Annotated in this window: 17 protein-coding genes; 3 read left to right on the forward strand and 14 right to left on the reverse strand. The window is 59.2% G+C overall.

The window, feature by feature from the left end:
* Window positions 1-31 precede the first annotated feature (31 nt).
* The 9 genes from VC35_RS03855 to VC35_RS29425 all read right to left on the reverse strand — a co-directional run bounded on the left by VC35_RS03855 (window position 32) and on the right by VC35_RS29425 (window position 9,376).
* Entirely contained in the window at window positions 32-793 is a 762-nt protein-coding gene (locus VC35_RS03855) for a secretin N-terminal domain-containing protein (protein ID WP_046037845.1), read from the reverse strand.
* A gap of 236 nt (window positions 794-1,029) precedes the next feature.
* The gene (locus VC35_RS03860) at window positions 1,030-1,455 is read right to left on the reverse strand and encodes a GNAT family N-acetyltransferase (RefSeq protein WP_032829897.1); all 426 of its coding nucleotides are present in this window, start codon (window positions 1,453-1,455) and stop codon (window positions 1,030-1,032) included.
* On the reverse strand, window positions 1,448-2,617 hold the full coding sequence (locus tag VC35_RS03865) for a ribosomal protein uL16 3-hydroxylase (protein WP_046037846.1): 1,170 nt from the start codon (window positions 2,615-2,617) through the stop codon (window positions 1,448-1,450). The genes VC35_RS03860 and VC35_RS03865 overlap by 8 nt, the downstream gene beginning before the upstream one ends.
* Window positions 2,618-2,703: 86 nt before the next feature.
* Complete coding sequence (gene purB / locus VC35_RS03870) at window positions 2,704-4,074, reverse strand: adenylosuccinate lyase (RefSeq protein ID WP_046037847.1); 1,371 nt, start codon at window positions 4,072-4,074, stop codon at window positions 2,704-2,706.
* Between the two features lie 124 nt (window positions 4,075-4,198).
* A complete protein-coding gene (gene hflD, locus VC35_RS03875; RefSeq protein WP_046037849.1) occupies window positions 4,199-4,822 on the reverse strand; it encodes a high frequency lysogenization protein HflD in 624 nt (207 codons plus the stop codon).
* Complete coding sequence (mnmA, locus tag VC35_RS03880; RefSeq protein WP_046037851.1) at window positions 4,819-5,952, reverse strand: tRNA 2-thiouridine(34) synthase MnmA; 1,134 nt, start codon at window positions 5,950-5,952, stop codon at window positions 4,819-4,821. Before mnmA ends, hflD begins: the two co-directional genes overlap by 4 nt.
* A gap of 59 nt (window positions 5,953-6,011) precedes the next feature.
* Window positions 6,012-6,458 carry an NUDIX hydrolase gene (locus VC35_RS03885; RefSeq protein WP_046037853.1) on the reverse strand — a complete coding sequence of 149 codons (447 nt, stop codon included), beginning with the start codon at window positions 6,456-6,458 and terminating at the stop codon, window positions 6,012-6,014.
* A gap of 198 nt (window positions 6,459-6,656) precedes the next feature.
* Entirely contained in the window at window positions 6,657-8,882 is a 2,226-nt protein-coding gene (locus tag VC35_RS03890) for an NADP-dependent isocitrate dehydrogenase (protein WP_046037854.1), read from the reverse strand.
* Between the two features lie 326 nt (window positions 8,883-9,208).
* Window positions 9,209-9,376: a hypothetical protein gene (locus tag VC35_RS29425; protein WP_185754733.1), complete on the reverse strand. Its 168-nt coding sequence runs from the start codon at window positions 9,374-9,376 to the stop codon at window positions 9,209-9,211.
* On the opposite strand from VC35_RS29425, the gene icd reads away from it, so the two are divergent.
* Window positions 9,375-10,631, forward strand: a complete 1,257-nt coding sequence (gene icd, locus VC35_RS03900) for an NADP-dependent isocitrate dehydrogenase (RefSeq protein ID WP_046037857.1) — start codon at window positions 9,375-9,377, stop codon at window positions 10,629-10,631. The genes VC35_RS29425 and icd overlap by 2 nt on opposite strands.
* Window positions 10,632-10,711: 80 nt before the next feature.
* Here the strand turns inward: icd and cspD are convergent, their stop codons facing one another.
* The gene (gene cspD / locus VC35_RS03905) at window positions 10,712-10,978 is read right to left on the reverse strand and encodes a cold shock domain-containing protein CspD (protein WP_046037858.1); all 267 of its coding nucleotides are present in this window, start codon (window positions 10,976-10,978) and stop codon (window positions 10,712-10,714) included.
* Between the two features lie 224 nt (window positions 10,979-11,202).
* On the opposite strand from cspD, the gene clpS reads away from it, so the two are divergent.
* Window positions 11,203-11,565, forward strand: a complete 363-nt coding sequence (gene clpS, locus VC35_RS03910; protein ID WP_046032480.1) for an ATP-dependent Clp protease adapter ClpS — start codon at window positions 11,203-11,205, stop codon at window positions 11,563-11,565.
* 30 nt (window positions 11,566-11,595) lie between these two features.
* Window positions 11,596-13,866: an ATP-dependent Clp protease ATP-binding subunit ClpA gene (gene clpA, locus VC35_RS03915; RefSeq protein ID WP_046037860.1), complete on the forward strand. Its 2,271-nt coding sequence runs from the start codon at window positions 11,596-11,598 to the stop codon at window positions 13,864-13,866.
* A 227-nt stretch (window positions 13,867-14,093) separates the two neighbouring features.
* Here clpA and infA read toward each other — a convergent pair whose 3' ends face one another.
* The 4 genes from infA to trxB all read right to left on the reverse strand — a co-directional run bounded on the left by infA (window position 14,094) and on the right by trxB (window position 16,891).
* Window positions 14,094-14,312, reverse strand: a complete 219-nt coding sequence (infA, locus tag VC35_RS03920; RefSeq protein WP_002553999.1) for a translation initiation factor IF-1 — start codon at window positions 14,310-14,312, stop codon at window positions 14,094-14,096.
* A 111-nt stretch (window positions 14,313-14,423) separates the two neighbouring features.
* A complete protein-coding gene (locus VC35_RS03925) occupies window positions 14,424-15,131 on the reverse strand; it encodes an arginyltransferase (protein ID WP_046037862.1) in 708 nt (235 codons plus the stop codon).
* A 57-nt stretch (window positions 15,132-15,188) separates the two neighbouring features.
* Entirely contained in the window at window positions 15,189-15,869 is a 681-nt protein-coding gene (gene aat / locus VC35_RS03930; RefSeq protein ID WP_046037978.1) for a leucyl/phenylalanyl-tRNA--protein transferase, read from the reverse strand.
* Between the two features lie 62 nt (window positions 15,870-15,931).
* Entirely contained in the window at window positions 15,932-16,891 is a 960-nt protein-coding gene (gene trxB / locus VC35_RS03935; protein ID WP_046037864.1) for a thioredoxin-disulfide reductase, read from the reverse strand.
* Window positions 16,892-16,931 lie beyond the last annotated feature (40 nt).

Here is a 16,931-nt window from a genome sequence, read left to right on the forward strand (position 1 = left end):
TAATACGACTCGTCAGTCAGTTTTTGGTGCTTTAGTCCAAGGTGTCGACTTTCACCCGCAATGTCATGTCGTTGCGGCTCTGGGTCGAGTAGCTGCGGGTCTGGCCCTGTTTGTCGGCCTGGGTCTGGCCGTTGACCCCGGCCAGCAGGATCCACTCACCGAGGTGGCCGGTGACGGTTGTGTCGGTGCTTTGTACGTTCACTACATCGGGACGTTCCTGGCTCATGCGGTCACGGTTGGTGCTGATCGACAGGTGAACGATGTCGCCGGTGACGTTTGCCGTGACATAGAAACCCTGGGTGACGTTGCGGTATTGGGTCTCGCTGCTGTAACCGCCGTAGGTATCAGTCTGGCTGCTGGTAATCGGCACGCTCTGGCCGACCTGGATCAGTGCCGGTGCGCCTTCGCTGGCCTGCACTTGCTGAATACCGCCGTCGCGGCTATCGGTGCTGTAGTTGATGATGCGGGTCTGGCTTGGCTTGGCGCCGTTCACCGAATAACTCTGGTCACCCTGGAAGTTGTTGTCGCTGGTATCGACGGTGATCAGCAGGCGCTTGGGTGCGGTGTCGAGTTGCGAAAGAAGGGCTTTAAGTTCGTCGATCTTGCGCTGATCGGCGTTGACGATGAGTTGATTGCCGTAGGTGCTGACCTGTCCGTCCTTGCCGATGAAATCTTGCGCCACCGGCAGCAGGTCGGCGCTGGTGCGGTAGTTCAGGGGCACGATTTCGGTGGCTGCCATGACCGAAAAACTGCAGGCCACCAGCAGGGTGCTGAGCAGGGTGCGTAGGGACATATCCGTTATCTCCGCCAACTTGAATTGATGATAGTGCCAGTTTGTCGGCCTGGAGTGGCGCTAGTTGAATCGTAGGCAGCAAAACGCCCCGGCATCCGAAGATAGCGGGGCGTTTTGTGGTGTTTACATGCAGCTTTTGTGGCGAGGGGGCTTGCTCCCGCTGGGCTGCGCAGCAGCCCCAATAATTTAGGGCCGCTTCGCGACCCAACGGGGGCAAGCCCCCTCGCCACAGGGTCTCAAGCGGAATGGCGAACCATGTCCACATGCGGAATCCCGGCTTCCAGGAACTCCTCACTGACCATGTGAAAGCCCAGGCGCTCATAGAACGCCGTGGCTTGTACCTGGGCGCTGAGCATCTGCTGCTTGAGTCCGCGCTCTTCGGCTTCACCGATGACCGCTTGCATCAGTGCATCGCCGACTTTCAGGCCGCGCCAGTCCTTGAGTACCGACACCCGGCCGACGTGCCCATCGGGCAGCAGGCGGGCGGTGCCGATCGGAAAGTCGCCTTCGTAAGCGAGGAAATGCACTGCATCAATGTCATCGGCGTCCCATTCCAGTTCTGGCGGAACGGATTGCTCGGCGACGAACACCGTCTCACGAATGCGCCGGATCTCGGCGTTGTCCTTCTGCCAGTCTGCGACACGTACGTGAATCTTATTCATCGGCAAACCCCAGGCTTCCTTGCTTGACCAGTTCGCACAGCAGGCCGCGACCGTCTTCGTCGCTCAGCCAGTCGCCAAGGTTGTCGGTGTGCAGCGAGTCGGCGGCGCAGATCATCTTCAGCAGTTCGCGCAGCTTGCCTGGCAGGTAACGGCTCTGGCCGCTGGCGAACAGCAGCAGGTCGTCATCGACTTCAGACCACGCCAGGCGTGCGCTCGGGTTGCGAACCAGGATCGCGCCTTGCTCCAGGGCGGACATGAAGTCCTCTTCTTCAACCTCTTCCGGGCCCACCACCAGTTCCGGGTAGCGTGGCTCGGTCATGAACTGGCCGAACCAGGTCAGCAGCAGGCGCTCGTCGCTCATGTGTTCGGCCAGCAGGCCTTTGAGGCGGTCGAGTGCGTCGCGCTGGATCTGGTGAGGATCGGCAGTCGGCAAGGCGTCGGCGTCGGTGTAGCGTTCTTCGTCCGACAGGAACTGGCTGAGGAAGTCAGTGAAGTGGGTCAGCACTTCAGCAGCGCTCGGTGCGCGGAAGCCGACCGAGTAGGTCATGCATTCATCAACGGCAACGCCGCAATGGGCCAGGCGCGGTGGCAGGTAGAGCATGTCGCCCGGTTCCAGCACCCATTCATCGGTGGCTTCGAATTCGGAGAGGATGCGCAGGTCGGCGTGGGCCAGCATCGGGCTCTCGGTGTTGCACATCTGGCCGATCTTCCAGTTGCGCTTGCCGTGGCCTTGCAGCAGGAACACGTCGTAGTTGTCGAAGTGCGGACCAACGCTGCCACCCGGCGCGGCGTAGCTGATCATCACGTCGTCGATGCGCCAGCTCGGCAGAAAGCGGAAATTTTCCAGCAGTTCGCTGACTTCCGGGACGAACTGATCCACGGCTTGAACCAGCAGGGTCCAGTCAGTTTCAGGCAGCTTGCTGAATTCATCTTCGGCGAACGGGCCGCGACGCAGTTCCCACGGACGCTCGCCATTCTCGATGATCAGTCGCGATTCGACTTCTTCTTCCAGCGCCAGGCCGGCCAGTTCGTCGGCGTCGATCGGGCTTTCGAAATCAGGAATCGCCTGACGGATCAACAGCGGCTTTTTCTGCCAGTAGTCGCGCAGGAATTCCCGTGCCGTGATGCCGCCCAGAAGTTGAAGAGGAATATCAGGATTCATGTGTAACCTATTGAAAAAATGCACTTTTCAGACGGGAATAAAAACGCCCGGCGCGGCCGGGCGTCTTAAAAGGGTCTAGCGGTCGATCAGATGCGCTTGGCTTGTTCTACAGCGTTGCCGATGTAGTTGGCCGGGGTGAGCAATTTCAGCTCGGCCTTGGCGGCGGCTGGCATGTCCAGGCCGTCGATGAAAGTCTGCAGCGCTTGCGGGCTGATGCCCTTGCCGCGGGTCAGTTCTTTCAGCTTTTCGTACGGGTTTTCGATGTTGTAGCGACGCATCACTGTCTGGATCGGCTCGGCCAATACTTCCCAGCACGCGTCCAGGTCAGCGGCAATCTTCTGCTCGTTGAGCTCAAGCTTGCTGATGCCCTTGAGGCTGGCTTCGTACGCGATCACGCTGTGGGCGAAGCCGACACCGAGGTTGCGCAGTACGGTGGAGTCGGTCAGGTCGCGCTGCCAGCGGGAGATTGGCAGTTTGCTCGCCAGGTGCTGGAACAGTGCGTTGGCGATACCCAGGTTGCCTTCGGAGTTTTCGAAGTCGATTGGGTTGACCTTGTGCGGCATGGTCGACGAACCGATTTCGCCAGCGATGGTGCGCTGTTTGAAATAACCCAGGGAGATATAGCCCCAGATGTCGCGGTCGAAGTCGATCAGGATGGTGTTGAAGCGGGCGATCGCGTCGAACAGCTCGGCGATGTAGTCGTGCGGTTCAATCTGCGTGGTGTAAGGGTTGAAGCCCAGGCCCAGTTCGTCTTCGATGAAGGCGCGGGCGTTGGCTTCCCAGTCGATCTCAGGGTAGGCCGACAGGTGAGCGTTGTAGTTGCCGACGGCGCCGTTGATCTTGCCCAGCAGCGGAACGGCAGCGACTTGGGTGATCTGGCGCTCAAGACGGTAAACCACGTTCGCCAGTTCTTTGCCCAGGGTGGTCGGCGAGGCCGGTTGACCGTGGGTGCGCGACAGCATCGGCACGTCGGCGAAACGGATCGCCAGTTCGCGGATGGCGTTGGCGGTCTGGCGCATCAGCGGCAGCATCACGTCATCACGGCCTTCGCGCAGCATCAGGGCGTGGGACAGGTTGTTGATGTCCTCGCTGGTGCAGGCAAAGTGGATGAACTCGCTGACCTTGGCCAGTTCCGGCAGCTTGGCCGCTTGCTCTTTGAGCAGGTATTCGATGGCCTTGACGTCGTGGTTGGTGGTGCGCTCGATCTCTTTGACGCGCTCGGCGTGCTCCAGAGAAAAGTTTTCCGCCAGGGTGTTGAGCACAGCGTTGGCTTCGGCGGAGAACGCCGGCACTTCACTGATGGCAGGGTGAGCGGCCAGGCGCTGGAGCCAGCGCACTTCAACCAGAACGCGGGCACGGATCAGGCCGTACTCGCTGAAAATTGGGCGCAGGGCCTGGGTTTTGCCGGCGTAGCGGCCGTCAACAGGGGAAACCGCAGTGAGCGAAGAAAGCTGCATGGGGTGTTCTCGGACAGTCGGGCAACGAAATGGGGCGCGTATCATACATGAAAAAATCCGCCGGTCCGTCGCCAACTGACCGGCGTATTACGCGTATTGCTGAGTTCTGTTCTGTTGATGCGGGTTATTCGTTACGCATCAAGGGGTAAAGCTCTTTGAGCAATTTGCGGCGGCTGATCACCAGCTGCCAGCGATGACCGCCCAATTGCCGCCAAAGGCGCGCCGAACGAATGCCGGCCAGCAGCAGGGCGCGGATTTTCGAAGCGTTGCTCGGTTGTTGCAGGTTGCGCATGTCACCGTGTACCTGGATGCGTTGGCGCAGGGTGCTCAGGGTGTCCTGATACAGCGCGCCGCAGGCGGCGATCACGTTTTCGTGGGCCGGGCCGAAGTGTTCGACCTGGGACTGAATCTGCGGCAGGCGTTTGCCAATCACGTCGAGCATGTCGTTGCGCTTGGCCAGCTGTCGCTCAAGGCCGAGCATGGCCAGGGCATAACGCAACGGCTCGCGCTGCAGGGCACTTGGGTCGCGTTCGAGGGCGCCGATCAGCGCACGGTAGCCTTCACGCAGGTTGATGTCGTCGCCGCCATAGACTTCCAGGGTGTCCTTGGGGTCGCGGATCAGCAGGCTGCCGAGCATGCAGGTCAGGCCGGCTTCGTTGGTCTGGCCGGTCTTGGCGATCCTGTCCACCAGCACCGCGGCGAGAAACACGCCGCCCAGTGCTGTCAATTGCTCCTGAATCGGGTTCATAGGGCCTGGCCCTTGCTCGTCCACGGCTCGGCTACTTCAATCACGCCGCCGCCGAGGCAGATTTCACCGTCGTAGAACACCACTGACTGGCCTGGAGTGACCGCGCGTTGCGGGTCATCGAAGGTCGCGCGATAACCGGTGGCGGTTTTTTCCAGGGTGCACGGTTGGTCGCTCTGGCGATAACGAACCTTGGCGGTCAGCTTGCGTGGCTGGCTCAGATCGACCGGGTTGACCCAGTAGATGTCCGAGGCGATCAGGGCGCGGGAGAACAGCCACGGGTGATCATTGCCCTGGCCAACGATCAGCTCGTTGTGTTCCAGGTCCTTGATCAGCACGTACCACGGCTCATCGCTGGCGTCTTTCAGGCCGCCAATGCCCAGGCCCTGGCGCTGACCGATGGTGTGGTACATCAGGCCGTGGTGGCGGCCGATGATTTCACCTTCGGTGGTCTTGATCTCGCCCGGTTGCGCCGGCAGGTACTGCTTGAGGAAGTCGCTGAAGCGGCGCTCGCCGATAAAGCAGATTCCGGTGGAGTCCTTTTTCTTCGCGGTCGCCAGTTCGTATTTCTCGGCAATGGCGCGCACTTGCGGTTTTTCCAGCTCGCCGACCGGGAACAGGGTCTTGGCGATCTGTTCGCCGCCGACAGCGTGCAGGAAGTAGCTCTGGTCCTTGTTCGGGTCCAGGCCCTTGAGCAGTTCGGTGCGGCCATCGATGTCGCGGCGACGCACGTAGTGGCCGGTTGCGATCAGGTCGGCGCCGAGCACCATGGCGTAGTCGAGGAACGCCTTGAACTTGATTTCGCGGTTGCACAGGATGTCCGGGTTCGGCGTACGTCCGGCCTTGTATTCGGCCAGGAAATGCTCGAACACGTTGTCCCAGTACTCGGCGGCGAAGTTGGCGGTGTGCAGCTTGATGCCAATCTTGTCGCACACGGCCTGGGCGTCCGCCAGGTCATCCATGGCGGTGCAGTATTCCGTTCCATCGTCTTCTTCCCAGTTCTTCATGAACAGGCCTTCCACCTCATAACCCTGCTCGATCAGCAGGAGGGCGGAAACGGAAGAGTCCACGCCGCCGGACATGCCGACAATGACGCGCTTCTTTTGTGTGTCAGAAGGGGCTGGATCACGCATAGGGATTCAATGAGTGTCTTGAAAAAGGACGCGATTCTATCAGGCTGGAGCCTGCATGGCTAAAGAGAAGGACGGATCAATTCGAGGCCGAAGTGAATGCCTGCCAGATAGTCGTCGATGCAGCGGATGATCAGCTCGCTGCGCCAGTTGTCGCGCTGCTCGATTAATTCCTCGCGGGTCAACCACTTGGCGCCGACGATGCCGTCATCCAGTTGATAATCCGGGTGGTGTTTCAGTGGTTTGGCGATGAAGCAGACCCGCTGGTAGGTCACGCCGTTGCTCGGGGCGGTGTAGAGGTAAATGCCCAGAACGCCGGTCGGTTCGACGTCCCAGCCGGTTTCCTCGAGGGTTTCGCGCACGGCGGCTTCGGTCAGGGTTTCATTCGGGTCCAGATGACCGGCGGGCTGGTTGAGCACGTTGCGGCCGGCCTTGTGCTCTTCGACCATCAGGAAACGGCCGTTGTCTTCGACGATGGTGGCGACGGTGATGTGGGGTTTCCAGTCCATGAGATGTCCTCAAATTCCAAAGTTGAAACGCAGTCCAATGTAGGAGTGAGCCTGCTCGCGATGGCGGTATGTCAGTGACATCAATATTGGCTGACATGACGCTATCGCGAGCAGGCTCACTCCTACAATGGATTTGTGTGAATTCTGAAAACACAAACCCCGGCACAGGGCCGGGGTTTGTGATGTTCCCTTACAACCTTAAACCAGCGCAGCAACTGCCGCGTTGAAGGTTGCGCTTGGGCGCATGGCCTTGCTGATCAGCTCGGCGTCGGCATGGTAGTAACCGCCGATGTCCACCGGCTTGCCCTGAACGGCGTTGAGTTCGGCAACGATGGTCGCCTCGTTCTCGGTCAGGGTCTTGGCCAGGGTCGCGAACTGCGCTTGCAGTGCAGCGTCTTCGGTCTGGGCAGCCAGGGCTTGAGCCCAGTACAGCGCCAGGTAGAAGTGGCTGCCGCGGTTGTCGATGTTGCCGACTTTGCGCGATGGCGACTTGTTGTTGTCCAGGAACTGGCCGGTGGCCTGGTCCAGGGTCTTGGCCAGAACCAGCGCCTTTGGATTGTTGTAGGTCACGCCCAGGTGTTCCAGGGACGCGGCCAGGGCCAGGAATTCACCCAGCGAATCCCAGCGCAGGAAGTTTTCTTCCAGCAACTGCTGAACGTGCTTCGGAGCCGAACCGCCGGCGCCGGTTTCGAACAGGCCACCGCCGTTCATCAGCGGTACGATCGACAGCATCTTGGCGCTGGTGCCCAGCTCCATGATCGGGAACAGGTCGGTCAGGTAGTCGCGCAGTACGTTGCCGGTCACCGAAATGGTGTCCTTGCCATCGCGGGTGCGCTGCAGGGTGTACTTCATCGCGTCGACCGGCGCCATGATCTGGATGTCCAGGCCGGCAGTGTCGTGATCTTTCAGGTAAGCCTGAACTTTCTCGATCACTACGCCGTCGTGGGCGCGCATCGGGTCCAGCCAGAAAATCGCTGGAGTAGCGCTTGCGCGAGCACGGTTGACGGCCAGTTTGACCCAGTCCTGGATCGGCGCGTCTTTGGCCTGGCACATGCGGAAGATGTCGCCGGCCTCGACAGCCTGTTCCATCAGCAGGTTGCCCTTGCTGTCGGTGACGCGAACAACGCCGTCAGCCTTGATCTGGAAAGTCTTGTCGTGGGAGCCGTACTCTTCGGCTTTCTTCGCCATCAGGCCAACGTTCGGCACGCTGCCCATGGTGGTCGGATCGAACGCACCGTTGGCTTTGCAATCTTCAATCACAGCCTGGTAGATGGTGGCGTAGCAGCGATCCGGGATCACGGCCTTGGTGTCGTGCAGCTGGCCGTCGGTGCCCCACATCTTGCCGGAGTCGCGGATCATTGCCGGCATCGAGGCGTCGACGATCACGTCGCTCGGCACGTGCAGGTTGGTGATGCCTTTGTCGGAGTTGACCATCGCCAGGGAAGGGCGAACGGCGTAGACCGCCTGGATGTCAGCTTCGATCTGCGCTTGCTGCTCGGCAGGCAAAGCCTTGATGCGAGCGTACAGGTCGCCGATGCCGTTGTTCAGGTTGAAGCCGATCTGTGCCAGCACGTCAGCGTGCTTGGCCAGTGCGTCTTTATAGAACTCGGCAACGATCTGGCCGAACATGATCGGGTCGGAGACCTTCATCATGGTGGCTTTCAGGTGAACCGACAGCAGCACGCCTTGTGCCTTGGCGTCTTCGATTTCGGCCGCGATGAAGCTGCGCAGGGCGTTTTTGCTCAGTACCGCGCAATCGAGGATCTCACCGGCTTGTACGCTGGTCTTTTCTTTCAGGACGGTAGCGGTGCCGTCTTGAGCGATCAGTTCGATTTTCACGGCGTCAGCGGCGTCGATCAGGGCGGCTTTTTCGCTGCCGTAGAAATCGCCGGTGCTCATGTGCGCGATGTGGGACTTGGAGTCCTTGGCCCAGGCGCCCATTTTGTGCGGGTGCTTGCGTGCGTAGTTCTTGACCGACAACGGCGCGCGGCGGTCGGAGTTGCCTTCACGCAGGACCGGGTTTACGGCGCTGCCCTTGATCTTGTCGTAGCGCGCCTTGGCTTCTTTGTCGGCGTCGCTGGTGACAGTCTCAGGGTAGTCCGGCAGTGCGAAGCCTTGAGCTTGCAGCTCTTTGATCGCGGCTTGCAGTTGCGGAACCGAAGCGCTGATGTTCGGCAATTTGATGATGTTGGCTTCAGGCGTAACGGCCAGGGCGCCCAGTTCGGCGAGGTGGTCGGCTACGGCTTTGTCACCCAGTTGCTCGGGGAAGCTGGCCAGGATGCGCCCTGCAAGAGAGATATCGCGGGTTTCAACGGCGATATCAGCCGAGGCGGTGAACGCCTCTACGATAGGCAACAGTGAATAGGTGGCGAGGGCAGGAGCTTCGTCGGTGAAGGTATAGATGATCTTCGAGCGGGTGGGCATATTCGGATTAACTCTCTCTTCTTTGCTAAAGCGTGCGCAGAAACTCGAGGGCGCCGGGTAAGCGCGTTCGTTCAAAGTCATCCATGAGCCGAATATCGAGGTTTCGTTGCTGTGATGTTGGGTGCATCAGTAGGGCGTCAAGTGGCCGGACTGCGATAACAGGTCGGCCTGCCAGGCGGAAAGTCTCGTCGTAGAGCACTTCAACCGTCGTGACCCTGTGGTCAGCGGCGGCATTATACATAGGTAGCTGGCAATCTGCCGATGGTTCATGCGCAACGAATGTCGTCCATTGGTCTAAAGGTCGCAGGGGCAAGTCGGGCGTAGAGTCATTCGTCGTGCTTGGTTTTGGCGCTTTTCCCTTTGCTTTCAGGCTTGTAGCGCACGAGTTGCAAGGCTTTGCGGCAGATGGATGGAACATAGGGTTTGCGCGCCGATTCAACTGGGTTACGCTCGAACCAAGCCAGATGTTCAATCCAATCAATGGAGTTCAGCATGGGTTACAAGAAGATTCAGGTTCCAGCCGTCGGCGACAAAATCACCGTCAATGCAGACCATTCTCTCAATGTTCCTAATAACCCGATCATCCCCTTCATCGAAGGCGACGGCATTGGTGTCGACATCAGCCCGGTCATGATCAAGGTTGTCGATGCTGCTGTTAAGAAGGCTTACGGTGGCGAGCGCAAGATTTCCTGGATGGAAGTGTACGCCGGGGAAAAAGCGACTCAGGTTTACGATCAGGACACCTGGCTGCCTCAGGAAACCCTGGACGCGGTCAAGGATTACGTGGTTTCCATCAAGGGCCCGCTGACCACTCCGGTCGGTGGCGGCATCCGTTCCCTGAACGTGGCCCTGCGTCAGCAACTCGACCTTTACGTCTGCCTGCGCCCGGTGCGCTGGTTCGAAGGCGTGCCTAGCCCGGTCAAGAAGCCAGGCGATGTCGACATGACCATCTTCCGCGAGAACTCCGAAGACATCTACGCGGGCATCGAGTGGAAGGCCGGCACGCCGGAAGCCACCAAGGTCATCAAGTTCCTGAAAGAAGAAATGGGCGTCACCAAGATCCGTTTCGACGAGAATTGCGGTATCGGCATCAAGCCGGTGTCCCTGCAGGGCACCAAGCGTCTGGCGCGCAAGGCCCTGCAATATGTGGTCGACAACGATCGTGATTCGCTGACCATCGTGCACAAAGGCAACATCATGAAGTTCACCGAAGGTGCCTTCAAGGAATGGGCCTACGAAGTGGCGGCTGAAGAGTTCGGCGCGACCCTGCTCGACGGCGGTCCGTGGATGCAGTTCAAGAACCCGAAAACCGGCAAGAATGTCATCGTCAAGGATGCCATCGCGGACGCCATGCTCCAGCAGATCCTGCTGCGCCCGGCCGAGTACGATGTGATCGCGACCCTGAACCTGAACGGCGACTACCTCTCCGACGCCCTGGCGGCGGAAGTGGGCGGTATCGGTATCGCGCCGGGCGCCAACCTGTCCGACACCGTAGCCATGTTCGAAGCCACCCACGGTACTGCACCGAAGTACGCCGGCAAGGACCAGGTCAACCCCGGTTCGCTGATCCTGTCCGCTGAAATGATGCTGCGCCACATGGGCTGGACCGAAGCGGCCGACCTGATCATCAAGGGCACCAACGGCGCGATTTCCGCCAAGACCGTGACCTATGACTTCGAGCGCCTGATGGAAGGCGCCAAGCTGGTGTCGTCTTCCGGCTTCGGCGATGCGCTGATCTCGCACATGTAAGAAAACGCAGGCACACAAAAACCGCCTGATTCAAGTATTTGAGTCAGGCGGTTTTTTTATGGCGGGATGACGGTGTGGGCTTACACGGTAACGGTCTGTTGCGGGGCGGATGCCGTCGCTTTCGAGGCGTCCACCGGGTTGCCGATGTTGATCGCGTGTAGGCCTTTGGGGCCCTGGATGATGTCGAATACGACAGCTTGCCCGGCTTTCAGGGTTCTATAACCTTCCATCTGGATGGCGGAGTAGTGGGCAAACAGATCTTCTGTCTTGCCGTCCTCAATGATGAAACCGTAACCCTTGGCATTGTTGAACCATTTGACCTTGCCGCTGACCTTGCCGCCTGACATACCCAACTCCCTCTGCAACAGACTCCATCACTGGAGTATCATTCCGTACATCCGCAGTCGAATCTGTAAATAAGATTGACTCCGCGGACCTTTTTTACCCACTGTGGGCTCTATTGGTTGTAACACCCTTTTGCCGATAGTCAAGCTGACCCGGTAGTCGGAGTTGAAATCGCTGATAGCCGCCCCCACCACTGTATTTGAACAACTGACGAACCTTTCTTTCCATGCATGCAATCAGCCAGATTCGACTAACATTCAATCAGGATCGCCCTGATTCACACGACGACGATTCCGCAGGCATTGCTGTTCAGGAGGCAAAGCCTGCACTACAGGCGCCGCCGATGTACAAGGTGGTTTTGTTCAATGATGACTACACACCGATGGATTTCGTCGTCGAAGTGCTCGAGGTGTTTTTTAACCTGAATCGCGAGCTGGCGACCAAGGTCATGCTGGCCGTCCATACAGAAGGGCGGGCAGTATGTGGAGTGTTTACCCGCGACATCGCTGAGACTAAGGCCATGCAGGTCAACCAGTACGCCAGGGAAAGCCAGCATCCGCTACTCTGTGAAATCGAGAAGGACGGTTAATCGCCGACCACTTGGGTATGAGGTGAAGCTATGTTAAACCGCGAGCTCGAAGTCACCCTCAATCTTGCCTTCAAGGAAGCTCGTTCGAAGCGTCATGAGTTCATGACCGTCGAACACCTCTTGCTGGCCCTATTGGACAATGAGGCTGCCGCCACCGTTCTGCGTGCGTGCGGCGCAAACCTCGACAAACTCAAGCATGACCTGCAGGAGTTCATCGACTCCACCACGCCATTGATCCCCGTGCATGACGAGGATCGCGAAACCCAGCCAACCCTGGGCTTCCAGCGTGTACTGCAACGTGCTGTGTTTCACGTACAGAGCTCGGGCAAACGCGAAGTGACTGGCGCCAACGTGCTGGTCGCGATCTTCAGTGAGCAAGAGAGTCAGGCGGTGTTCCTGCTGAAACAGCAGAGCGTTGCCCGTATAGATGTCGTCAACTACATCGCCCATGGCATTTCCAAAGTGCCGGGGCATGGCGATCACTCTGAAGGTGAGCAAGATATGCAGGACGACGAGGGCGGTGAGTCTTCTTCTTCAGGCAATCCCCTGGATGCTTATGCCAGCAATCTCAACGAACTGGCGCGTCAGGGTCGTATCGATCCGTTGGTAGGTCGTGAGCTGGAAGTCGAGCGCGTCGCGCAGATCCTGGCGCGTCGCCGCAAGAACAATCCGCTGCTGGTGGGCGAGGCGGGCGTGGGTAAAACCGCGATTGCCGAAGGCCTGGCCAAGCGCATTGTCGACAACCAGGTGCCGGACCTGCTGGCCAGCAGCGTGGTTTACTCCCTCGACCTGGGTGCCTTGCTGGCCGGTACCAAATACCGTGGCGATTTCGAGAAGCGCTTCAAGGCGTTGCTCAATGAGCTGAAAAAGCGTCCGCAGGCGATCCTGTTCATCGACGAGATCCACACCATCATTGGTGCGGGTGCCGCGTCCGGTGGCGTCATGGATGCCTCGAACCTGCTCAAGCCGCTGCTGTCCTCGGGTGATATCCGTTGCATCGGTTCGACCACCTTCCAGGAATTCCGCGGCATCTTCGAGAAGGACCGTGCTTTGGCCCGGCGCTTCCAGAAGGTCGATGTGTCGGAACCTTCGGTGGAAGACACCATCGGCATTCTGCGCGGCCTGAAGGGGCGTTTCGAAAGCCACCACAACATCGAATACAGTGATGAAGCCCTGCGCGCGGCTGCCGAACTGGCCTCGCGTTACATCAATGACCGTCATATGCCGGACAAGGCCATCGACGTCATCGACGAAGCGGGTGCCTACCAGCGCCTGCAACCGGTCGAGAAGCGTGTGAAGCGCATCGAAGTGCCGCAAGTCGAGGACATCGTCGCGAAAATCGCGCGGATTCCGCCAAAACACGTCACCAGTTCCGACAAGGAGCTGCTGCGTAACCTCGAGCGTGACCTGAAGTTGACCGTGTTCGGTCAGGATGCCGCGATTGACTCGCTGGCAACCGCGATCAAGCTGTCCCGTGCCGGCCTCAAGTCCCCTGACAAGCCTGTCGGTTCGTTCCTGTTCGCAGGGCCTACCGGTGTCGGTAAAACCGAAGCGGCGCGTCAGTTGGCCAAGGCCCTGGGTGTCGAGCTGATTCGTTTCGACATGTCCGAGTACATGGAGCGCCACACCGTATCGCGTCTGATCGGTGCACCTCCAGGCTATGTCGGGTTCGATCAGGGCGGTTTGCTCACCGAAGCCATCACCAAGCAGCCTCACTGCGTGCTGTTGCTCGACGAGATCGAGAAGGCGCATCCGGAAGTCTTCAACCTGCTGCTGCAGGTGATGGACCACGGTACGTTGACCGATAACAACGGGCGCAAGGCGGATTTCCGTAACGTGATCGTCATCATGACGACCAACGCCGGTGCCGAGACCGCAGCCCGCGCTTCGATCGGTTTCACCTATCAGGATCACTCGTCCGATGCGATGGAAGTGATCAAGAAGAGCTTCACGCCGGAATTCCGCAACCGTCTGGACACCATCATCCAGTTTGGTCGCCTCAGTCATGAGGTCATCAAGAGCGTGGTGGACAAGTTCCTTACCGAGCTTCAGGCGCAGCTGGAAGACAAGCGTGTGTTGCTGGAAGTCACCGATGCAGCCCGCAACTGGCTGGCCGAAGGTGGCTACGACGCGGCGATGGGTGCTCGCCCAATGGCTCGCCTGATCCAGGATAAGATCAAGCGTCCGCTGGCGGAGGAGATTCTCTTTGGCGAACTGGCCGAACATGGCGGTGTAGTGCACATCGACATCAAGGACGGCGAGCTGACCTTCGAGTTCGAGACCACGGCCGAGATGGCCTGACGTTCAGAGGCAAAACAAAAAGGCGCCGAGAGGCGCCTTTTTGTTGTCTATCAAATCACCGCGATCCCCCGTAGGAGCGAGCCTGCTCGCGATGGCGGTGTGTCAGTGACGTTAATGTTGCCTGGCATGACGCTATCGCGAGCAGGCTCACTCCTATAGGAGGGGGGCATCAAATCGCAGACAAACAAAAACGCCCGGCATGAGCCGGGCGTCTTGTATTGACTTGATTAACGGGCGCGGTAAGTGATGCGCCCTTTGCTCAAGTCATAGGGAGTCAGCTCTACGCGCACTTTGTCGCCGGTAAGAATACGGATGTAGTTCTTGCGCATCTTGCCGGAGATGTGCGCGGTTACGACGTGCCCATTTTCCAACTCCACACGAAACATGGTGTTGGGCAGGGTGTCGACGACAGTGCCTTCCATTTCGAAGCTGTCTTCTTTCGACATGCAGTAAAGCCCTCGGTGTCCAATGAATGGCCCGGTGCAACTGCGCCAGGCAAAAGCGGCGTGCATTGTGCCCGAAAAGTGGGGTTTAAGCCAAGGGGTTTAGGGGCGGCTCTAGTTTAGAACCACCCAGCGCTGATTAATCAGCAACTCAATAGGGCGATATTGAGTCTTGTAGTTCATTTTTTTGCAGTTTTTGATCCAGTAGCCGAGGTAGACCGCGTCCAGCCCCAGCCGCCTGGCCTCGGCGATTTGCCACAGGATCGCATAGCGCCCAAGGCTGCGGCGCTCTTCGGCCGGCTCGTAGAAGGTGTAGACCGCCGAAAGACCGTTCGGCAGTAAATCGGTCACGGCGACGGCCAGTAGCTGGCCGTTCAGGCGAAATTCATAAAATCTTGAAAACGGCAGGTCCCGCACCAGGAATGTCGAAAACTGGTCGCGACTCGGCGGGTACATGTCGCCGTCGGCGTGACGCTGTTCGATATAGCGCTGGTAAAGATCGAAGTACTCTTCGTTGAAGCCGGGCCTGGCCGGACGCACCTGCAAATCCACGTTGCGCTTGAAGATGCGTTTCTGTTGTCGGTTGGGCGTGAACTGCCCCACGGGAATGCGCGCCGGAACGCAGGCATTGCAATTCTGGCAATGCGGCCGGTAGAGATGATCGCCACTGCGACGAAACCCCATCTCCGACAGGTCTGCATAGACATGCACATCCATGGGCTGGCTAGGGTCGAGGAACAGGGTTGTGGCCTGCTCATCGGGCAGATAACTGCAAGAGTGCGGCTGAGTGGCATAGAACTTCAAACGCGCCAACTCGGTCATGATCAACCCTCGGGATAATGCTTTTGAATAAGTGTAAGCCACGCGCGCAAATGTCGCTCAGCAAACCCAGCTAGCGCGATTGGGCAGGTCCAGATGATGGGCAAGATAGTCAGCAAATTCACGGCGGGGTATCGCCCGGGCTCCGAGACTGTGCAGGTGATCGGTGGGCATCTGGCAATCGATCAGTACAAAACCCGAGTCTTTCAGATGTCGGACCAGTGTGGCAAAGCCGAATTTCGAGGCGTTGTCAGCGAGGCTGAACATGGACTCGCCGAAAAACAGCTGGCCCATCGCCAGGCCGTAGAGCCCACCCACGAGCTCGTCCCCGTCCCACACTTCCACCGAGTGCGCGTGGCCACGCCTGTGCAACTCGATGTAGGCGTTCTGCATGGCTTCGGTGATCCAGGTGCCATCAGCGTAATCCCGGGGTGCGGCGCAGGCGCGGATGACCGCCGCAAAGTCCTGGTCAAAGGTCACCTGATAGCGTTGCTGGCGCAGTAGTTTGTTCAGGCTGCGCGAGACGTGCAACTCGTCGGGAAACAGAACCGTGCGCGGGTCCGGAGACCACCAGAGGATCGGCTGGCCTTCGGAAAACCATGGAAAACAGCCGTGGCGATAAGCCGAGATCAGCCGATCGGCGGACAGGTCACCACCGGCAGCCAGAAGCCCGTTGGGGTCGCGCATGGCCTTTTCCAGCGGTGGGAAATGCAAGGAGTTGCGTTGTAACCAAGTCAGCATGGCATCCGGGCTTGCAGAAGGGGAGGGCAGTGGCGGGTTTTGGCCCGCCATAAAGTTTGCCTTTAAACGGCAGGAATGTCGTCGAGGTATTTTTCAGCGTCCAGCGCCGCCATGCAACCGGCCCCGGCAGACGTAACGGCCTGGCGATAAACGTGGTCAGCCACATCGCCGGCGGCAAACACCCCTGCAATCGCCGTAGCGGTGGCATCGCCTTCGCTGCCACCCTTGACCAGCAGATACCCATCGCGCATTTCCAGTTGGCCTGTGAACAGGTCGGTGTTGGGTTTATGGCCGATGGCGATAAACACCCCGGCCAGCGGCAGCTCCTTCGTTTCGCCAGTGTGGCTGTCGCGCAGGCGAGCGCCGGTCACGCCGCTGGCATCGCCGAGCACTTCGTCCAGGTTCTGGTTCCAGTGCAGGCGGACGTTGCCGTTGGCGGCTTTTTCGAAGAGTTTGTCCTGGAGGATCTTCTCCGAGCGCAGCTTGTCGCGCCGATGGATCAGGTGCACTTCCTTGGCGATGTTCGACAGGTACAAGGCTTCCTCGACCGCCGTATTGCCGCCGCCGACCACCGCAACCACCTGATTGCGATAGAAAAATCCATCACAGGTCGCGCACGCCGACACCCCTTTGCCGGCAAACGCTTCTTCCGACGGCAGGCCCAGGTATTGCGCGCTGGCGCCGGTGGCAATGATCAGTGCGTCGCAGGTGTAGGTTCCGCCATCGCCAATCAGCTCGAACGGCCGTTGTTGCAACTTGGCAGTATGGATGTGGTCGTAAACGATCTCGGTGGCAAAGCGTTCGGCGTGTTTTTGCATGCGATCCATCAGCACTGGTCCGGTCAGGCCTTCAACGTCCCCTGGCCAGTTATCCACTTCGACGGTGGTGGTGAGCTGGCCACCTGCCTGTATGCCGGTAATGACAACGGGCTTGAGGTTGGCGCGGGCTGCATACACGGCCGCGCTGTAACCGGCGGGGCCGGAGCCCAGGATAATCAGGCGTGAATGCTTCGCTTCGCTCATAAAAACACCTCATAAGCCTTTGTCACAAAAGAGAATGCAT

The sequence above is a fragment of the Pseudomonas fluorescens genome, from assembly GCF_000967965.1.
Lineage (GTDB): Bacteria > Pseudomonadota > Gammaproteobacteria > Pseudomonadales > Pseudomonadaceae > Aquipseudomonas > Aquipseudomonas grandcourensis.

Bases quoted from the DNA above. Each gene is read 5' to 3' on its own strand.
- icd (WP_046037857.1), top strand. From the start codon at position 9,375: ATGGGTTACAAGAAGATTCAGGTTCCAGCCGTCGGCGACAAAATCACC.
- clpS (WP_046032480.1), top strand. From the start codon at position 11,203: ATGCATGCAATCAGCCAGATTCGACTAACATTCAATCAGGATCGCCCT.
- VC35_RS03865 (WP_046037846.1), bottom strand. From the start codon at position 2,617: ATGAATCCTGATATTCCTCTTCAACTTCTGGGCGGCATCACGGCACGG.
- mnmA (WP_046037851.1), bottom strand. From the start codon at position 5,952: ATGCGTGATCCAGCCCCTTCTGACACACAAAAGAAGCGCGTCATTGTC.
- VC35_RS03860 (WP_032829897.1), bottom strand. From the start codon at position 1,455: ATGAATAAGATTCACGTACGTGTCGCAGACTGGCAGAAGGACAACGCC.
- hflD (WP_046037849.1), bottom strand. From the start codon at position 4,822: ATGAACCCGATTCAGGAGCAATTGACAGCACTGGGCGGCGTGTTTCTC.
- purB (WP_046037847.1), bottom strand. From the start codon at position 4,074: ATGCAGCTTTCTTCGCTCACTGCGGTTTCCCCTGTTGACGGCCGCTAC.
- VC35_RS03855 (WP_046037845.1), bottom strand. From the start codon at position 793: ATGTCCCTACGCACCCTGCTCAGCACCCTGCTGGTGGCCTGCAGTTTT.
- infA (WP_002553999.1), bottom strand. From the start codon at position 14,312: ATGTCGAAAGAAGACAGCTTCGAAATGGAAGGCACTGTCGTCGACACC.
- VC35_RS29425 (WP_185754733.1), bottom strand. From the start codon at position 9,376: ATGCTGAACTCCATTGATTGGATTGAACATCTGGCTTGGTTCGAGCGT.
- aat (WP_046037978.1), bottom strand. From the start codon at position 15,869: ATGCTGACTTGGTTACAACGCAACTCCTTGCATTTCCCACCGCTGGAA.
- VC35_RS03925 (WP_046037862.1), bottom strand. From the start codon at position 15,131: ATGACCGAGTTGGCGCGTTTGAAGTTCTATGCCACTCAGCCGCACTCT.
- cspD (WP_046037858.1), bottom strand. From the start codon at position 10,978: ATGTCAGGCGGCAAGGTCAGCGGCAAGGTCAAATGGTTCAACAATGCC.
- clpA (WP_046037860.1), top strand. From the start codon at position 11,596: ATGTTAAACCGCGAGCTCGAAGTCACCCTCAATCTTGCCTTCAAGGAA.
- VC35_RS03890 (WP_046037854.1), bottom strand. From the start codon at position 8,882: ATGCCCACCCGCTCGAAGATCATCTATACCTTCACCGACGAAGCTCCT.
- trxB (WP_046037864.1), bottom strand. From the start codon at position 16,891: ATGAGCGAAGCGAAGCATTCACGCCTGATTATCCTGGGCTCCGGCCCC.
- VC35_RS03885 (WP_046037853.1), bottom strand. From the start codon at position 6,458: ATGGACTGGAAACCCCACATCACCGTCGCCACCATCGTCGAAGACAAC.